This is a genomic window from Zunongwangia sp. HGR-M22, assembly GCF_027594425.1.
GTDB lineage: Bacteria > Bacteroidota > Bacteroidia > Flavobacteriales > Flavobacteriaceae > Zunongwangia.
On sequence record NZ_CP115159.1, the window covers coordinates 1,651,298 to 1,669,352 of the forward strand.

Sequence of the window (18,055 nt, forward strand, 5' to 3'; positions counted from 1 at the left end):
AAGATAACGTTCTGTTCTAAAATATATTCTTAATTACTGAATATTTGTAAGTTAAGATTTGTTATTTATTGGGTTCTTTCTAGAAAAATCACCTTTACCAAAGTCAATATGATAGTCAGAATCGAAGAACGTACTAGGCATATAGTAATCTGTTGTTATAATTTGTGCACCCGATTTTTTAGCGGTTTCAAAACGAGAATAATCATTATTTCTGGCCTCAGTAGTATTTGCGTCGGCTCTTGTTCTAATAATATAGCCTTTTTCTACTAAACCTGGTATTCGTGGATCATTGGGATCATTAATGATCATAGCAGCTGCTTCCGCAGAATTTTCTTCAGAATTTGTAAAAATCACTCTGTTTTTTAAAGATTCATGATTTTTAATATAAATTTGCATTTTGGCGTCTTTAGTATCTAAAATAAACATGAATTTGCCTTTAGCCTCATCGATAGTTGGCCAATTTCCAGCGATCACGGCTTCGTTTAAAGTTTTAAAATCAGCTCGAACATCATCTGGTGTGATCAAATGTTCTTTACCTAAGAATTTCAGGATAACATCATCTAATTCTTGATAGGCTTCCGCAGTAAAAGGTTCTGGAGAGGTGCCAAAATTATTCTCTTCGCCATCTTTTGGCTCTAGCGTAATAAATATTGGTGTGTGATCTGGATTGTCTTCAGACCAAGATTTTAAATCTTTAAGGCAATTTTCAAAAAGGTAATATTGAGTTCTAAAATCGATATCTGGTATATGTATCATTTTAAACCCCGGTTGCTCTAATTTGTTTTCAGGATCATATTCCGATTGTTCTTCAGCTAAAGATAAACCTTTAGGATTCGAGAACTTCCCTCCATTTTTATCAATATAAACGTCAATTTCTAAATTCCTGAGCCCCATGCTTAATTGTTCCAATATCGGGATATGTTCGTATTGTAAACTTTTTAATCCTCCGGTGGTATCCTGAGTTTCTAAATAGGCATACAAAGAGTCTTCAATAGCCTTCTTGTAACTATTATGAGATCCAATAACCTGAATTTGATTTATTTTTTGTTTAATTTTCTTATGATCTGAGCATGCAAAAATGAAGTAGATGCTAATTAATGCGAATAGGTTGATAGAAAACTTTTTAATCATTGGGATGTTTAAATTTTAGCCGCTAAATCTAGATTTTTAGGATGATTTTAAAGTAATCTAAAGAATATATTGTGTTAAGAAAATGTAAGCTTGGTGCTTTATATAACAAATAAAATTGCGCGAAATATTAATATAAGATTATTTAGGTAGTTGGAAAAGGTTAATAAATATGGTTAAAAATTCAGAATTACTTAAAGCTTTAATAAGATTGAAAAAATGTGAAAGAAATTAACATTTCATTATTTAGCGGCTTCAAAAAATAGATAAAACCTTTTACCAAAACTATAAAAATATGAAGATCTAGAGATTTTAAATGAATAAATAAAAAACCACAGTTGCTACCAACAACTGCGGTTATTCATTAAGCATTGTGCAACCAATTACTTAACTACATGTATTTTAAAATTACACAATTAAAACCGAAAAAAATAATTTTTGGAATGTCGGTTTTACTAGCTTCTCAAATCGCTACTGCAGGAAGCAGTATTTATATTGAGAATGCAAAAACTAAGATTAGTTCTAACAAATATCAACAAACTATTACCGGTACGGTTGTAGACGACAAAGGAATGCCATTACCAGGCGCAACCATTAAAGAATCTGGTACAGATAATGGCGTAGTGACCAATTTTGATGGTCAGTTTACCATAGAGGTTGCTGATAATGCAATTTTGGAAGTTTCTTATTTAGGCTTCAAAAGCGTTCAGGTTGAAGCTAAAGACGGAATTACTGTAACCTTAGTTGCAGACGCCGCCAATTTGGATGAAATTGTCTTAGTAGGTTATGGTAAAAAAACAAAAAAGGATTTAACGGGAGCTGTGAGCCAACTTTCTTCAGAAGATTTTAAAAAGGGAGTTAATGTTTCTCCAGATAATTTAATTCAGGGAAAAGTTGCTGGTGTACGTGTGGTACAGTCTAGTGGAGAACCAGGAGCCGGGGTAGATGTGTCTATTCGTGGTATTGGTTCTATCCGTAGTGGTAGCACACCTTTATTTGTGGTAGATGGGATTCCTTTAAGTAATGAGAATGTAAGTGCTGGTGGTCCAGATTTTGGTCTTGGAAATACTGCTGCTAAAAACCCACTAAATTTCTTGAACACAAGCGATATTGCATCGATTACTGTGCTTAAAGATGCATCGGCTGCTGCGATTTATGGAGCTAGAGGTTCTAATGGTGTTGTGATTATTACTACAAAACAAGGTGAAAAAGGAGATGCTACAATTACAGTAGATTCTTATTTAAATGTAGCTAACGTAATAGATAAGGTAGATTTACTTTCTGCTTCTGAATATAGAGACGCCATCGACGATCCATCATACGATCATGGTGGTAGTACAGATTGGCAAGACGAATTATTTAGAACAGCAATTACCCAAAATCATAATTTCTCATTTTCCAAAAGAACAAAGACTGGTAACTATTATGCCTCACTTTCTCATATGGATCAGGAAGGGATTGTAGAGACTAGTGATTTTAAAAGAACTACGGCTAGGATCAATGCAGAAGAATCTTTCTTCGATAATAAGAGATTGAAGGTTAAGATGAATCTTACTGCCAGCCAAATTGATGAAAACGGAATTCCAAACGGAGCTGATGCAGGTTCAGACGGGCAGGTAATAATGCATGCGTTAATGGCTAATCCTACACGTTCGGTTTTTGATGCCGATGGCGATTATACCAACTTCAATATGAATGCGCATTACAATCCTATGTACTTGCTAAATATCTATGAAGATAAAACCGAAACACTTAGAGTTTTGGGGAATATTGAAGCTACTTTCCGCATCATTGATGGATTGGAGTATAAATTTAATCTAGGGATAGATCGTTCTACTTCAGAGAGAAATTCAACTATATATCCAAACGTTACCGATAGAACTCCGCTAGGAGCTTATGTTCAGAACAATCTTGATTCTCAAAGTTCTTTAGTTGAACATTACCTAACCTACAATTTTGATCTTAACAAAAGTAATTTTGAAGTTTTAGGAGGCTTCTCTTATCAAAAATTTAATTTTTCGGGAACTTCTTTTTCTACAACCAATATCAGTCCTATGGACGAAGGTGTAGCACCAGAATATAATCCTGGCTATTCTGGAGAGCAATCTGGGGTGAGTGGTTATGCTCAGGAAAATGAGCTACAATCTTATTTTGGCCGAGTTAATTATACTTTTGATGATCGTTATTTAGTAACGGCTTCTTTAAGAGCAGATGGATCAACTAGATTCGGCGAGAATAATAAATACGGTTATTTCCCATCTTTTGCCTTGGGGTGGAATATAGATAGAGAATTATTCCTTAGTGATTTTAATGAAATAGATCAGTTAAAATTAAGAGCCAGCTGGGGAGAAACGGGTAACCAGGAAGTTCAGAATAAAATCACTCAGGCAAGTTACTCACAGTCGGCAGCAGGTGGTTACTATCTTTATAACGATTACAACTTAATGAATGGTGTTGTGGTAAATCGTACCGCTAATCCCGATTTAAAGTGGGAAGTCGTGACACAGTTTAATGCCGGTGTAGATTTCAGTTTATGGAATAATAAGTTATACGGCTCATTAGACTATTACAATAAAACAACTACCGATGCGATTTTAAATATCCCTTCTGAACCTTTAAGCCCAACAACTTCAGTTTGGAAGAATATCGATGGAGAAATTGTAAACAAAGGATTTGAATTTACATTAGGGTCTAAAATTGTAAGCACAGAAGATTTTGACTGGTCTGTTGATGTTAATGGTGCTACACTAAATAACGAAATCAAAAATTTACCGGTTTCTGAATTGTATTCTGGTAGTGTTGCAGGTCCTGGATTATCTGGAGTAGCTGCAAATATCTACAAAAGTGGTTACGAGGCAGGTTCTTTCTTTATGCTGAAGCACCTTGGTTTTGACGAAAACGGAAATGATATTTTTGAAGATATCAATAATGACGGAGTAATTAATAGTGATGACCGTCAGATTTTTGAAGGCGCTATACCAAACTTTACTTTCGGTTTAAATACCAGTTTAAGCTACAAAAGATGGGATTTAAGTATGGCATTTATTGGCCAAACAGGAGGTTATTTAGTGAATAACACCAATTTGGCACTAAATATTAATAACCTTGCTTCAGACAGAAACGTACTTTCCGAATTTTACGAAGCAGGCGCAAATCCTCAAAATACACCACAGCTTTCTACTCTATATATGGAGAAATCTGATTTCTTAAGATTAAATAATGCAAGAGTCGGCTATACTTTTAACACTGCAAATCTTAATTGGCTTAAAGGTCTTAATCTTTATCTAAGCGCTCAAAATGTATTTACCATAACCAATTATTCAGGATTCGATCCTTTAGTAAATAGTCCAAGATCAACAGGAGGTAATCAATCTATAGGGATCGATTATACAACCTACCCATCTTCAAGATCTTACATGATTGGTGCAACTTTAAAATTATAATAAATGAAATTTTCACATATATCAACTAAAACTATAATTGCGATCTGCTTTAGTGCAACTTTATTTAGTTGTACAGATTTAGAAGAAGAAGTAATTGATGAAGTAATCGGAGGAAAAAGCTCCAGTCCCGAAAGTGCTATGGCAGCAGCCTATGGACAGTTAGCAGAAGGTACATTTACCGATCACGGGAATGTATTTGGACTTCAGGAATATCCAACAGATGAGTGTATGCTACCTACAAGAGGTAGTGACTGGGGTGATGGCGGTAAATGGAGAGCTTTAACCGAATTTACCTGGGGAACAAACAATGCCGCAGTAGCTAGTACTTGGAATGCTTTAAATAGTGGTATCACTAAAACACTTACCGCTATTGAATCTTTGGAAGCAAACCCAGATTATGAAAATTACGAGTTATTTTTAGCAGAAGCTAGAGGTCTTTTAGCATTGTATGTTTATAATACGATCGATTTGTTTCAACAAGCACCTTATAGAGATCCATTTACAGAGAATGCCGAGTTAGAATTTCTTCAGGCAGATACTGAAATTGATAATTTAATTATCGAAGTAGAGTCCCTTATTCCAAATTTGGCAAATTTAGGAGAGCAAAGAACATTTAATGCACGTTTTACCAAGCAAGCCGCTTATGCTTTGTTGGCAGATATGTATTTAAATAGAGCCGTTTTAAAAGATAGATATAATGCTTCGTCTAGTTTTAATTTTACTGAAGCTGCAGTCGATAATGACGGCAGCGATATGGACAAAGTGATTTATTATACTTCCTTGTTGATTGAAGGAAACTTCAGTTTAGAAAGTAATTATTTTGACAATTTTGCCATCGATAATAGAAACGGTTCAGAAATTATTTTTGCTGTAGCGCAAGAAAATGATAACATCCGTAGAAGTGATAACGATTTTGCATACATGTCTACAGGAAGGGCACAAAAGCCAACCCCAGATAACAGAGGTACTAACGCTTCTTGCGTAGAACCAGAATTTTATTATACCTGGGAAGGAAATCATGATGATCCTCGTTTCCACAGATATTATCAATATGCAGATGGCACTTGGTTTATGAATGATGGTACAACAGGCAGTGTTCCTGCAGAAGATGTACGTCCCGACACCGGTGGAGCTTGGTTTCACTTTAATAGAGGATTACAGGTAGGCCAACAATATGGACCAACGTTAGACGGTGAAGGAGGATTTGATATGACTTCTGATGGTCGAATTGCTATCAGTAAATTAAGGATGGAAAAAAATACAACCGTTCCTATGGATTACACCCCAGATCTTAATTTTGAAAATTCACTTTCTGCAGTGTTCAGTCAGGATCAGATTAATCGTGGTGTAAGAAATTTTAAATGGGAATTTGATCCTGAATATGGTAATGGTACAAGCGCTGTTGATGTTCCTTTATATAGATTAGGCGGAATTTATTGTATGAGAGCTGAAGCTTACTTTAGAAACGGAGAGACTGCAGCAGCTTTACAGGATGTAAATTTACTTAGGACCAGTAGAACTCGTGAGGCATTATTTAATAATGAGCCAGGAAAAGCAATCTCTTCTTTAGATGAAGAAACACTTTATAACGAGATTGGTTTTGAAATGTATTGGGAAATGTACCGAAGAAAGCAAATGATTCGCTTCGGGACTTACGATGAAGCTTACACCGCTAAAGCAGCAACGGAACCTTATTTAAGAGTATTTGCTATTCCGCAAGAAACTATTGATGTTACTGCTGAAATAACACAAAATATAGGATATTAAATTGTAGCCTTTTGGGATTAAAATTAAAAAGGAGTACTTTGAAGTACTCCTTTTTTTATGCTGCAATTCGACGATTTTAGTTCTTATTTATTTCTAATCAAATTTCAATTGAAAATTAATAATCTTCAGTTTTCTTTTTTTTTATCATGAAAAGCTTAATTCCTTATACCCTTTAAATTATCAATTTTAAGTCAATGTTAAGCCTAAATTTCTTTAACATTAGCTTAGCCGTATGAATGTTAATCCAATTCAGTTAAAGATTAGTAGCAAGAATCTCTAAAATTTCCTTTTTCAGTAATAATCTATCATTCTTTAGGGGTATAAGCTTGGAATTTAGGAATATCTAAGGATAAATAGCTAAAAAACACATGGTTTATTCTAGTTTAGAGGCCATCTACGTTAATTAAACTATACATAAACTTCAATTAAACTTTATCCAGCTCTTTCTTCCTTATTTAGCGGCGTGTTAATAAAAACTTAATTCTAGTATTTGATACTATAAGTAGAATATTCGAACATTACTAAATCGTAGGTACCAGCAGGAACCGCGGTAATTTAATTAAGCATTGTGCAACCAATTAATTAACTACATGTATTTTAAAATTACACAATTAAACTCGAAAAAGGTAATATTCGGTCTTTCCGTTTTACTTTTTTCTCAAACTGGTGAGGCCGCTCTAGTCAAAAAGCCCTCAACAGAATTTACGATGACAAGCAAATCTATTCAACGTTCAATAAGTGGTGTTGTAACAGACGATCAAGGAGTGCCACTACCGGGTGCAACGGTAATGATTAAAGGAACCAACAATGGTGTTACTACCAATTTTGACGGAGAATATACCATTAATGCACAGGAAGGTGATATTCTACAAGTATCGTTTGTAGGTTTCAGGACTTTTGAAATGAATATTTCTGGAAAAACAAATTTCGATATTCAATTAGAAACAGATAGTGCATCTTTAGATGAAGTTCTTGTTGTAGGCTACGGAACTCAAAAAAAATCTGATTTAACAGGTTCTGTGAGTTCAGTTAGTGATGAAGAATTCAATAAAGGTATTAATACAAACCCTGGAAACTTATTACAAGGTAAAGTATCGGGTTTAAATGTTACTAATGCAAGTGGAGAGCCTGGTTCTGGTCAAGATATAATTATTCGTGGAGTGGGAACATTACGATCTGGAACTTCTCCTTTATATGTAATTGATGGATTTGTATTGGATAATTCTTCTACAGGAATGCAAACCAATCCTTTAAATTTTATCAATACTGAAGATATTGAATCTATTAATGTTTTAAAAGATGCTTCAGCTGCTGCAATTTATGGATCTCGTGCTGCGAATGGAGTTGTTGTAATTACTACTAAAAAAGGAAAAGCAGGAAGAACACAAATCAATTTTTCTGCTTCTACAGCTATTTCTTCCATTGCAAATAAAATTGATGTATTCTCTGCAGATGAGTTTAGAAATGTAGTTGAGGAAATTGGAGGAAGTTTAAGCGATAACGGAGCAAATACCGATTGGCAAGACGAGCTTACCAGAACTGCGGTTACCAAGGATGCTAATTTTTCTATGAGCGGGGGTACTTCTAAGACATCATATTTTGCATCTTTAGGTGCTAGAGATCAAGAAGGTATTCTTAATAATAGCAATTTAAAACGCTATTCAGGTAGAGTAAATGTAACGCAAAGAGGATTGGACGATCGCCTAAAGGTAGATTTAAATCTATCGGCTACCAGAACAGAAAACGAGCGTCCAAATACTGAAACTATGGTTAGCAATATGTTGTCTTTAAATCCAACAAGACCTGCGTACACCGATGGAAAGCCTACCGTTTTTGGGACAGGAATTAACCCTTTAATCATCGAAGATATTTATGGTGATTTTGCATTTAATAATAGAATGATTGCCAACATTTCACCCTCATTAGAAATTATTGATGGGTTAACATATAAATTGAATTTAGGTGTAGATTATTCTAAAACCGACAGAGACGAGCAATACATTCCATACTCAGAAGATCCAGATTATGCAGAAGGTTCTATAGAATCTACCTTCACTACAAATAGAAATACCCTAATCGAAAATACTTTAAACTATGAAACCGATTTTGGTGATCACGGTTTAAGTCTTTTAGCGGGACATTCTTATCAGAAATTCTATGTGCATAATAAGAATTTCTACTTTACCAATTTTCCTGATAATGGTATCGAACCAAGATATCAACTTGGTGAGGCTAGAGGAGAAGATAATACACAATCTTCAGACGCCATTCAAAATGAATTACAGTCTTTCTTTGGAAGGGTAAATTATAATTATGCTGATAAATATTTAGTCACTGCAACAGTACGTTCTGATGGTTCTACTAAGTTTGGAGAAAATAATGAATATGCAGTTTTTCCATCTTTTGCATTAGGATGGAATATTTATAAGGAAGACTTTTTAGAAAACTCAGCTGTTAGTAATTTAAAGTTAAGAGCGAGCTGGGGTAAATCGGGTAATCAGGAAATTCCTTCTAAGCAAACCAATTTAAGTTATGGGGAGAGTTTTGAGGATAATGACATCTACCCAATGAATGGTGATGAAACTACCCGAGAGAACTATCCTTATGGTTTAGTATTTGCTCGTACTGCAAATCCAGATTTACAGTGGGAAGAAACAGCGCAAACTAACATTGGTTTAGATTTTGGGTTTTTCGACCAAAAATTAACCGGTACGGTAGATTATTTCTTAAAAGAAACAACCGATGTTTTGCTTTATTTCTCTACTCAGGATCCTATTGATGAGGTTGGATATACCTGGCAAAATATACCTGATATGAAAATTGAAAATTCTGGTTTAGAATTTTCTTTAGACTATCAAAGTGACAAAACAAGAGACTTTTCTTATAATATTGGCGGTAATTTCTCTTACATCAAAAATGAAATTACAGATTCTCCATTTACAATTGTTACTACAGGAACCGCCCAAGGATCTGGTCAAACAGGAGCAACGATTAATGGATATATGAATAACCAACCTATTGGTAACTTTTATGTAAGACAGTTTGAAGGTATAGGTGCCGATGGTTTAAACCAGTTTACCGATATTAACGGTGATGGGCAGATAGATGATAACGATAGGGTATCTTCAGGAAGCGCAGTACCAGATTTAATTTATGCTTTTTACGCCAAATTCAATTATAAAAACTTCTATTTAGGATTGAATTTCAACGGAGTAAGTGGTAACAAAATCTATAACCATACCAGAATGAGTTTGTTTAATAAAACTCAGATTTCAAATTCATTAAACACTACAGATCAAGCGATCGAGTTTGCAAATGAAGATCCTAGTAACACTAATACTGTTTCAACAAGATATCTTGAAGATGGAAGCTTTTTACGTCTAAACAACGCCACATTGGCTTATGATTTAGATCCTACTTCTATAGGTTTAGGCGATTGGTTAAAGAGTTTCAGATTATCAGTAACAGGACAAAACTTATTTGTAATTACCGATTATAGCGGTTTTGATCCTGAACTTAATACAGGAACTTCTGGAGATGCGAAGTCTTTTGGTATCGATTATTACACCTATCCTAAAGCAAGAACATTTGTTTTTGGCTTAAATGTATCTTTCTAATTTTAAAAAAGTAAAAATGAAACATAGAATTCTAACTGTATTTGCGGGACTTAGCGTATTAGCATTTACAAATTGTACAGATTTAGAAGAAGAAATATTAGACGAATCATTAACCGGATCTGAAGGTCTTGTTGAACCCATTAACGGTTCGATGGCTGCAGCTTACGGTATTCTTCCTCAAACCTTTAGACATACTCGGTATTTTGGGTTGCAGGAAATCCCTTCAGATGAAGCGATCTTGCCTCCAAGAACAGGCCTTGGCGGGACGCAGTGGGCAGATAATGATACGTATACTACAGCACATAGACACTTAATGTCTTCAAATAATAGTTTAGTAACAGGTGCCTGGAGCTATTTAACAACTGCTTTGTTTAGAACTGTTGCAGCTATAGATGTAATTACACCAATGGCTGATGATGGAGACGCAGAAGCAGTACAGGCGTTAGCTGAAATGAGAGCCTTAAGAGCTTATGAAAATATGCTATTTTTAGATAGCTGGGGATTAGCATTTGGTAAAGAAACGACTTCAGAAACTTCTGAAATTTTAAGAGGTGAAGAAGCTGTTGCATATATCGAATCTGAATTTTTAGCAGCTTTAGAAAATATCAATAACGATCGCGGTCCTGGTAGGATGACAGAAGATGCTATTTATGGATATCTAGCAAAATTATATTTGAATGCAGCGGTTTACAGAGATCCCTACGGAACTCCAAACTTTAGCGATTCAGATATGCAAAAAGTGGTAGACTATACCGATAATATCATTAATAATGGAGGCTATTCGTTATCCTCAGAATACTTTGATCTATTTAATGATGAGAATCACGATAATTCAGAGCTTATTTTTGCTTTAGATCTTCGAGGTGTTCTTAATAACGATCACAACCGTTGGGCATATTGGTCAATGTCGGGTTCATTATTTCCAAGACCGGGAGAATTTTATTTAAGCATGGATGGTACCGATGGTCCTGCTATGACACCAGATTTTTATCAAACCTGGGTAAATGCTTACGGTGATACCGATCCCGCTGATGCCGATGCCAGATTCTATAAAAAGAATGCAGAAGTTCCTGCTGAGTTAGAAGATATTTCAGGATTAACGCCGTATAAAAATGATACTTTAGGAAAAGTAAGCGACAAAGATCATTATTTTGTTGCAGGTTCTGATTTTGAAATAGATCGCGGAATTATCCGAGGAACAATGTGGGCACCAAGAAAAACGGAATTTCGCTCTGGTAGTTTTATGACGGGAACTGATGCTAATGGAAACTCAGGATATAAAATTTTTCCTTTAGCTGAAGCACGTGAAAATGGTTCGGATACCGAAGATATTACTTATTATGTAGATCATACTTTAGATATTAGTCTTGATGGCAGCGCCGGTTATGCTAGTGGTTATCGCTTTGCAAAATGGCAATTCAGTAAAACATCAGACGATGGTAATAATTACAGTAGTGTAGATCTTGTATTATTACGTTTGGCAGATGTTTATTTAATGAGAGCTGAAGCTAAATTAAGAATGGGCGATAATGCAGGTGCTTTGCAAGATGTAAATACGGTAAGAACATCTAGAGATGCAAGACCAGATCAAACTCCTGAAGCTTTAACGTCTATAGATTTAGAATCTTTATACAGAGAACTTGGTTTTGAGTTTTATTGGGAAATGCATCGTCGCCAAGACCAAATTCGATTTGGGAAGTATGAAGATTCTTGGACTTCAAAGTCAGATAGTGATCCTAACCATAGATTATTCCCGATTCCGCAAGAAGCTATCGATGGAGCTTCAAATGTAGAAGGTTACTTGTTACAGAATCCTGGTTATTAAATAAATTCAATTGTCTGATAAGCGGTAGGAGTTCGTTGAGCTGCTACCGCTATTTTATATAAAATTATGAAGAGAAATTTCAAAAAAATTATTGCATTTTCAGCAGTATCGATTGCATTAAGCTGCGGAAAAACTTCCGAAGAAAAAACAACGACTACTAAAGAATCTGAAGCAGAACCGATAAATATCATCTTTATGGTAGGGGATGGGATGGGAATTCCGCAAGTTTCCAGTGCTTTTTATTTTGGTGAAGGCGAGCCTAATTTCAAACAATTTGAAAATATAGGTTTAAGCCGAACGTCGAGTACCAGTCATTTAATAACAGATTCTGCTGCCGGTGCCACCGCTTTTTCAACAGGAGAGAAAACCTATAAAAGAGCAATCGGAGTTTCTAAAGATACGCTACCGCTTCCAACAATTTTAGAGCAGTTAAAAGATAGAGGGTATCAAACCGGGTTAGTGAGTTTAACCTCCATTACGCATGCTACTCCCGCTGCATTTTATGCGCATGTAGAAGATCGTGATATGCACGAGGAAATTGCAAGACAACTTATCGATGTTGAAGTTGATTTTTTTGCCGGAGGTGGTAAAAAATACTTTAGGAGTAGAGAAGATGGGGCGAATCTTTTTGATAGTTTAAAAGCTAAAGAATATAAGTTGGATACTTTAGAATTAAGTAAGCCTAACAATGATATGCGAAACGCGTATGTTTTAACCGAAGAAGGTTTGCCATCCAAACCTGAAGGTAGAACAGATTTTCTTCAGCAAGCGTCCAAATTGGGATTAGAATATTTTGCGGCGAATAATAAACCATTTTTTATGATGATTGAAGGATCCTATATCGATTGGGGAGGCCACGCCAAAGACGATAATATGATGATTCAGGAGGTTTTGGATTTTGATAAAACAATTGGAGTGGTATTAGATTTTGTAAAAGCTCATCCTAATACATTGGTTGTAGTTACTGCAGATCACGAAACAGGTGGAGTAAGTATCGGTAAAGCCTACGATGAGGCCGGGGAAGAAATTCCGCAGCAGGTTCAGGTTTATTTTAATACCGATCAACATAGTACCGAGTTGATTCCTGTTTTTGCTAAAGGTAAAGGAGAAAAATTGTTCAGAGGGATTTACGAAAACAACGAAATCTATCACAAATTGATGCAGGCGATAGAAGAAAATTAAGTATTTGCAGAATTGATATTTTTAATGGCATTTATAAAAATGCAAAGACTATCCATATAAAATTTGGAGTAATAAAATACGGAATTCAGCTCTTCACCACACTTTAACATAAGAAAGATGATCGAAGAGCTGAATTTGGTGTTTACTCTAATTCATTCAATTTTTCTACCATAGCAGATCAATCCAATATAACTAACTCCGTTTTTTCGTCAAAAGTACCTTCATCAGTAATTCTTCCGGTAACCCTAAATTGCAAGGTATCATGAGATGGAATTTCTGAAAATTTAAGGCTCAGCGATACAAATTTTTGTTCACTTAAGTTTTGTATGATTGAAGTATCTCCCATGCCGTCAAGGTAAAGTAGCATTTCATTTATTTTACTGCCTGCAGGATAATTTTCATTAAAATCGTATACCGTAAAAATATTTACAGAATCTATTTGGTTAGTTTGAACATATTCATTTGGATCACTCCTTGCGTAGGTGGGTAGATCTGATAGCAAAGCACTAAAATAAATCCTTTTATCCATGGTCGAATCGGGTATTATAACAATGCCCAATTCTTCTCGATTAAAATGATCTAAGTATGGATAAATTCCATTTTCCTGAAAAGAGAAAAGTAGTGGTTTAACACTTTTAATGGTAGAATATGTTATACTTCTATCATCTGGGCATCCAGTTAATAGAAAACAGGAAATAAGCAAGATTGAAGTATAAAATTTATTTTTCATTTAATAATCGAAATTAAATTCTCCGAGGATTTTCTCGAAAAAAAAATTTTGGATCGATGTCTCATAGGATTATCCAACAGTGGTATTTACCGAAATATCAACTACTCTAATTCTTGAATATCACCATTATGCAAATCAATTTTAAAACGATTGGCAGGCAAACCATTAATAAATTTATCAAAAATACTTAAAAACTGTAGTAATTTTTTATCAATTATATGTTCTGAAATTTTTCCGGCTTTTGCTTCAGCAATAATCGTTTTATATTCTTTCAATCTTCGTTCTGGAATATCCTGAAAAGCCAATTTATCGGCGTTTCTTATTTTATAGAAGTCTAAAATCATATCGTAGCCTTTCCATTCTGAAAAATTTTGTGAAAGCTTAGAACTTGTCGAAACAGTTTTCAGTAATTCGCTGCTGGTAAGATTAGACAGATATATTTTAAAATCTGCATCCCAATCATTAGGAAGAAATCTTAGTTTTACAAGATTTTCTAAATGATATTCTGTAAAATCATGATAATTTTTACTGTTTAAAATATCGATATTCCATATTTCTCTATTAGAATTTTTCAAATATTCGTATTCCAGTTTATAAAGTGGAAAAAGCTCGTCGAATCTTGGGACTTCGTTTATAGACACTGTTTTTATTTCAGCAAAATCCTTATCTAAATTAAGAATTTTATAACCGGGAATATAAGCGGCCAGCGATGGTGTTTGAATATTTACTAGAAAATCTTTGTTGTTGTAAATTCGTTTTCCGGTATCATTAATATGCATATGGCCAGCAAAATGAAGTTTAATTCCTGCTTCGGCCAAAGTTTCTGCAATATGTTCTTGAGGAACTCTTTCTAATTGCCATTTATTTTTACCCAGAAATTTCTCTAATTCTGGTGAAGCATTTTCATTAAAATCTATGGCTGGATAATGGCTAAATGCAACTAACCGCTTATTGAGTTTCTTAGCTCTTTCAGCAACTGTTTTTATCCATTTAAATAGATGTTTCTTATGTGCAATCGTTTGGTTATATCCAATACTAGCACTACTAAGATTACCATCTTTTTGGGGCACATAAGAGTTACCATCGATTGCCAAAAGCCATAGTCCTTGTTTAGGTTCCACTAAATAGGAAGCATCGGGGATGGAGAGTGAATCATTAACACTGTACCTTCGGTTAGAAATTTGGGCAGCTTTATGAGCTTTTTGGAATGTATAATTATTTGTGTCGTAGTTAGAAAAAGGAGTTTCCCAATAATGATATTTTTGCTGCGGAAAAAAACCAAATTCAGCTAAAGCATTCAGAATATAATTATAACCGGCTTTCTCTAATCTGGGCTCTATAAGAACTTTATGCTCATTTAATTTTTCTTGATATAAACCAACTTCACTATAAATGGGTTGATTCCTACCGTCTTTGGCCAAAAAATCATTTTTTCCTGCAGCGATGCTATATGGTCGTACAGGATCGTGATTTCCTGTGGTTATAAAAAATGAAATATTATATTGGTCTTTATAAGTTTTTAAAATTTCAGCAAGACCATTTATGTTTATGGGTTGGCCATCATCTGTATAATCGCCGGGAAAAGCAACTAATTTTATTCCGCGTGCTGCAATATCATCTAAAACAGCTTTCAGTACAAAATAATTTTCATTAAGAAGTCGCGTTGAGTGCAGCTGAGCACTCATGCTTCGTATTTTTGCTTTTTGGTTTTTGCCATCAATTTCAATTCCATCAAAATTTTCATAATCGGCATAAATGTCCTGCAAGTGAATATCTGCAACAAATGCAATTTTATCAGGCTCTTGCTGAGCAATGATGGATAATGACATTAAAATCAATAATAGCGAAATTCGCTTCATCTTTAATTAATTTTAATGCGATGATACAATCAAAACATTAGTTTAATATTATCCTTAGGTTAAGTTGATAAATTTTAGTAGACTTCAGCATTTTCTTCTATCAGAGCTTCGTAAAATTCGACGTAATTATCAATCATGTTATCAATATTGCAGTGTTGTTCTGCGTGTTTTCTACATGCTTCTCTATCGAATCTTTCAATATTTTTAAGCGCTTCAGCCATTGCTGTGGTGTCTAATGGATCCAATATTTGTCCAACTTTATCTGTTATTATTTCAGAAGCTACACCTTTGTCCCAACTTAGTACAGGCGTTCCTGAAGCCAGACTTTCTGAAATTCCCAATGCCGAAGGTTCTTCCCATACGCTGGTAAATAATAGAGCCATAGCATTTCTTAAAAGCCGATTTATTTGAGTTTTGTCCTGTTCTCCTACATAAGAGACTAATGGGTTTTTAAGCAGTGGAGACACGAAACGTTCAAAATATTCGCTGTTTTTACCTCGACCGGCGAGAATAATGGGTTTGTTAGCTTTTATGGCCACTTCGATAGCTAAATGAGGTGCTTTTTCTTTGCAAATAGAACCATACCACATGCAGTATTGATTATCTGCTTCAAAATTAGCTTCCCAGTCGTTAAGATCTATTGCATTTCTAATTACTTTTGGGAAATTTAAAAATTTAGAATATTGATCTCTAAGTGATTCACTTACTACTACAAATTCCTGGTTTAAATCTTTTTTTACATAATCCAATGCGAACTTAATTTCAGGAAAAGCCATGGTATGTAAAGTAGTTATAAACTTGGTTCTTAGCTTATTTCCTAAAATAATTGGAAGATAATGTAAAGTGTGATTGTGTACTATATCGTATTCGTTACGCTCTAAATCTTGGAAAATTTCAGAATAAACAATGGTGTTTTTAATTTCAGTAGGATTGTATTTTTCAGAATAGATACAAGAAAAAGGACTATCTTCTGCAAAGTGATGGTCTAGGTTCTGTAAATTTTCACATTGCGATCCAGATTTTGCATAAATATCTACTTCTATGCCTTTTTCTGCTAGTTTTTGTACCATTTTGTGAGTAATCATGGCTAGTCCGCCGGCATATGGTTTTTTTAAAGGGTGGCGATGGTCGGCTATAATGGCTACTTTCATAATTGGTAGGTTTTAATTGTAATGTAGTAAATCTCCTTAAAGCGAAAGATTAGTATTTGTAAAAAACTTATCGCTTTCGGGTAAAATATTTTCCTCTATTAATTTAACAGAAAGGAAAACTCTAGTGTAAGTTCATGAAAATTTAGCGCTAAAATGTGCTTTATTGCTAAGAGTATGGTAACAAAAGATGTTTTTAATAATATTTTAACGGATATATTAAGTCTAAGGCTGTAACTTTTTATAGAAATTAAAAAAAAATGATGTTTTTTACTCAGTTTTTTAAAATCAAGTATATTAATGAATACGTATCATTTACAGTTGAATGATGTCGAAGATTTCGTGCCGAAGCTCGCAGAAAAGTTAGGAATAGGATTTAAGAATAAATTGGGAGAATTTACGGTAAGCATTCCTTCCGATTATGGAAGTGGTAAAGTTAATTGTATAAATTTTCCTAACGGTATTGGTTTATATACCTTAGATCTAAAATTTTTAGAAGACACTTGTCTAAAAATTATTCATCCAAATGTATGTCCTATTCGGTTTATATATTGCGTAGAAGGCGATCTAAATGCGTACATCGAGGAAGATAGTGGCTGTGTGCTTAAAAGCCATCAGCATTTAATTGCTGCAACCACTTCTACCGGGATACAATCTCTAAAATTTAAAGGAGGGGATAAGGTACTGGTTTGCTATTTAGAAGTAAATCGCTTGAAGTTTAAAAATTACCTTTCGTTCGATTTAAATGAAATTGAAGAAAAATACTTTAGACTCTTTGGTGATATCGAAGGTGATAATGAGGTCTTTCAGACTGGTAGTTATGGACTTCGCACACTAGATACTATTAGAGAAATCGAAAATTGTAGTTTAGAAGGTTTTCCAAGAATTAATTATTTAGGCGGTAAAGCTCTCGAAGTATTTTCTCATATGCTTTTACAGTTTAGGGAAGGTAATAGAACACAAGAGCCGCGATTGAAAAAGCGCGATCTAAAAGCGATAGAGAGGGCTGTAAGCTATATTAATGAGAACATAGCTAACACTGGTACAGTGCAAACATTAGCAAAAATTAGCGGTGTGAATGTAAATAAGTTGCAGGATGGTTTTCAGGAAGTTTATGGTAAAACGGTTAATTCCTATATAAGGGATGTGCGGTTAACCAGAGCAATGAATTTGCTTTTGAGTGGAGAGAAAGGAGTAGGAGAGGTGGTTTACGAATTAGGACTATCCAGCCGCAGCTATTTTTCAAAAATTTTTAAAAGACGTTACGGGATTTTGCCTAAAGACGTATTAAATAATAAGAATTTAACCGAGGCTTCCGAATAATAAAATGATAAGCTTTTTAAATATGAAGTTCTT

Annotated in this window: 10 protein-coding genes; 6 read left to right on the top strand and 4 right to left on the bottom strand. The window is 34.5% G+C overall.

Annotation, left to right across the window (positions count from 1 at the left end; all coding sequences use genetic code 11):
• Positions 1–51: 51 nt before the first annotated feature.
• Positions 52–1,131 carry a phosphatidylinositol-specific phospholipase C1-like protein gene (locus PBT91_RS07155; protein WP_270061093.1) on the bottom strand — a complete coding sequence of 360 codons (1,080 nt, stop codon included), beginning with the start codon at positions 1,129–1,131 and terminating at the stop codon, positions 52–54.
• A 440-nt stretch (positions 1,132–1,571) separates the two neighbouring features.
• On the opposite strand from PBT91_RS07155, the gene PBT91_RS07160 reads away from it, so the two are divergent.
• From PBT91_RS07160 to PBT91_RS07180, 5 genes are all read left to right on the top strand, one after another.
• On the top strand, positions 1,572–4,571 hold the full coding sequence (locus tag PBT91_RS07160; RefSeq protein WP_270061094.1) for a SusC/RagA family TonB-linked outer membrane protein: 3,000 nt from the start codon (positions 1,572–1,574) through the stop codon (positions 4,569–4,571).
• A 3-nt stretch (positions 4,572–4,574) separates the two neighbouring features.
• Positions 4,575–6,338, top strand: a complete 1,764-nt coding sequence (locus PBT91_RS07165; protein WP_270061095.1) for a RagB/SusD family nutrient uptake outer membrane protein — start codon at positions 4,575–4,577, stop codon at positions 6,336–6,338.
• A gap of 707 nt (positions 6,339–7,045) precedes the next feature.
• A complete protein-coding gene (locus PBT91_RS07170) occupies positions 7,046–9,955 on the top strand; it encodes a SusC/RagA family TonB-linked outer membrane protein (RefSeq protein ID WP_270061096.1) in 2,910 nt (969 codons plus the stop codon).
• A 16-nt stretch (positions 9,956–9,971) separates the two neighbouring features.
• The gene (locus tag PBT91_RS07175; protein WP_270061097.1) at positions 9,972–11,780 is read left to right on the top strand and encodes a RagB/SusD family nutrient uptake outer membrane protein; all 1,809 of its coding nucleotides are present in this window, start codon (positions 9,972–9,974) and stop codon (positions 11,778–11,780) included.
• A gap of 66 nt (positions 11,781–11,846) precedes the next feature.
• On the top strand, positions 11,847–12,962 hold the full coding sequence (locus PBT91_RS07180) for an alkaline phosphatase (protein WP_270061098.1): 1,116 nt from the start codon (positions 11,847–11,849) through the stop codon (positions 12,960–12,962).
• A gap of 178 nt (positions 12,963–13,140) precedes the next feature.
• Here PBT91_RS07180 and PBT91_RS07185 read toward each other — a convergent pair whose 3' ends face one another.
• From PBT91_RS07185 to PBT91_RS07195, 3 genes are all read right to left on the bottom strand, one after another.
• A complete protein-coding gene (locus tag PBT91_RS07185; RefSeq protein ID WP_270061099.1) occupies positions 13,141–13,692 on the bottom strand; it encodes a hypothetical protein in 552 nt (183 codons plus the stop codon).
• Positions 13,693–13,793: 101 nt separating this feature from the next.
• The gene (locus tag PBT91_RS07190; RefSeq protein ID WP_270061100.1) at positions 13,794–15,551 is read right to left on the bottom strand and encodes a metallophosphoesterase family protein; all 1,758 of its coding nucleotides are present in this window, start codon (positions 15,549–15,551) and stop codon (positions 13,794–13,796) included.
• Positions 15,552–15,625: 74 nt separating this feature from the next.
• The gene (locus PBT91_RS07195; RefSeq protein WP_270061101.1) at positions 15,626–16,702 is read right to left on the bottom strand and encodes a glycosyltransferase; all 1,077 of its coding nucleotides are present in this window, start codon (positions 16,700–16,702) and stop codon (positions 15,626–15,628) included.
• A 297-nt stretch (positions 16,703–16,999) separates the two neighbouring features.
• Between PBT91_RS07195 and PBT91_RS07200 the strand changes: the two genes are divergently transcribed.
• The gene (locus PBT91_RS07200; RefSeq protein ID WP_270061102.1) at positions 17,000–18,022 is read left to right on the top strand and encodes a helix-turn-helix transcriptional regulator; all 1,023 of its coding nucleotides are present in this window, start codon (positions 17,000–17,002) and stop codon (positions 18,020–18,022) included.
• The last annotated feature ends 33 nt before the right edge of the window (positions 18,023–18,055 follow it).

Coding starts and splice junctions, on each gene's coding strand:
- PBT91_RS07155 (WP_270061093.1), bottom strand. CDS start 1,131: ATGATTAAAAAGTTTTCTATCAACCTATTCGCATTAATTAGCATCTAC.
- PBT91_RS07160 (WP_270061094.1), top strand. CDS start 1,572: ATGTCGGTTTTACTAGCTTCTCAAATCGCTACTGCAGGAAGCAGTATT.
- PBT91_RS07165 (WP_270061095.1), top strand. CDS start 4,575: ATGAAATTTTCACATATATCAACTAAAACTATAATTGCGATCTGCTTT.
- PBT91_RS07170 (WP_270061096.1), top strand. CDS start 7,046: ATGACAAGCAAATCTATTCAACGTTCAATAAGTGGTGTTGTAACAGAC.
- PBT91_RS07175 (WP_270061097.1), top strand. CDS start 9,972: ATGAAACATAGAATTCTAACTGTATTTGCGGGACTTAGCGTATTAGCA.
- PBT91_RS07180 (WP_270061098.1), top strand. CDS start 11,847: ATGAAGAGAAATTTCAAAAAAATTATTGCATTTTCAGCAGTATCGATT.
- PBT91_RS07185 (WP_270061099.1), bottom strand. CDS start 13,692: ATGAAAAATAAATTTTATACTTCAATCTTGCTTATTTCCTGTTTTCTA.
- PBT91_RS07190 (WP_270061100.1), bottom strand. CDS start 15,551: ATGAAGCGAATTTCGCTATTATTGATTTTAATGTCATTATCCATCATT.
- PBT91_RS07195 (WP_270061101.1), bottom strand. CDS start 16,702: ATGAAAGTAGCCATTATAGCCGACCATCGCCACCCTTTAAAAAAACCA.
- PBT91_RS07200 (WP_270061102.1), top strand. CDS start 17,000: ATGAATACGTATCATTTACAGTTGAATGATGTCGAAGATTTCGTGCCG.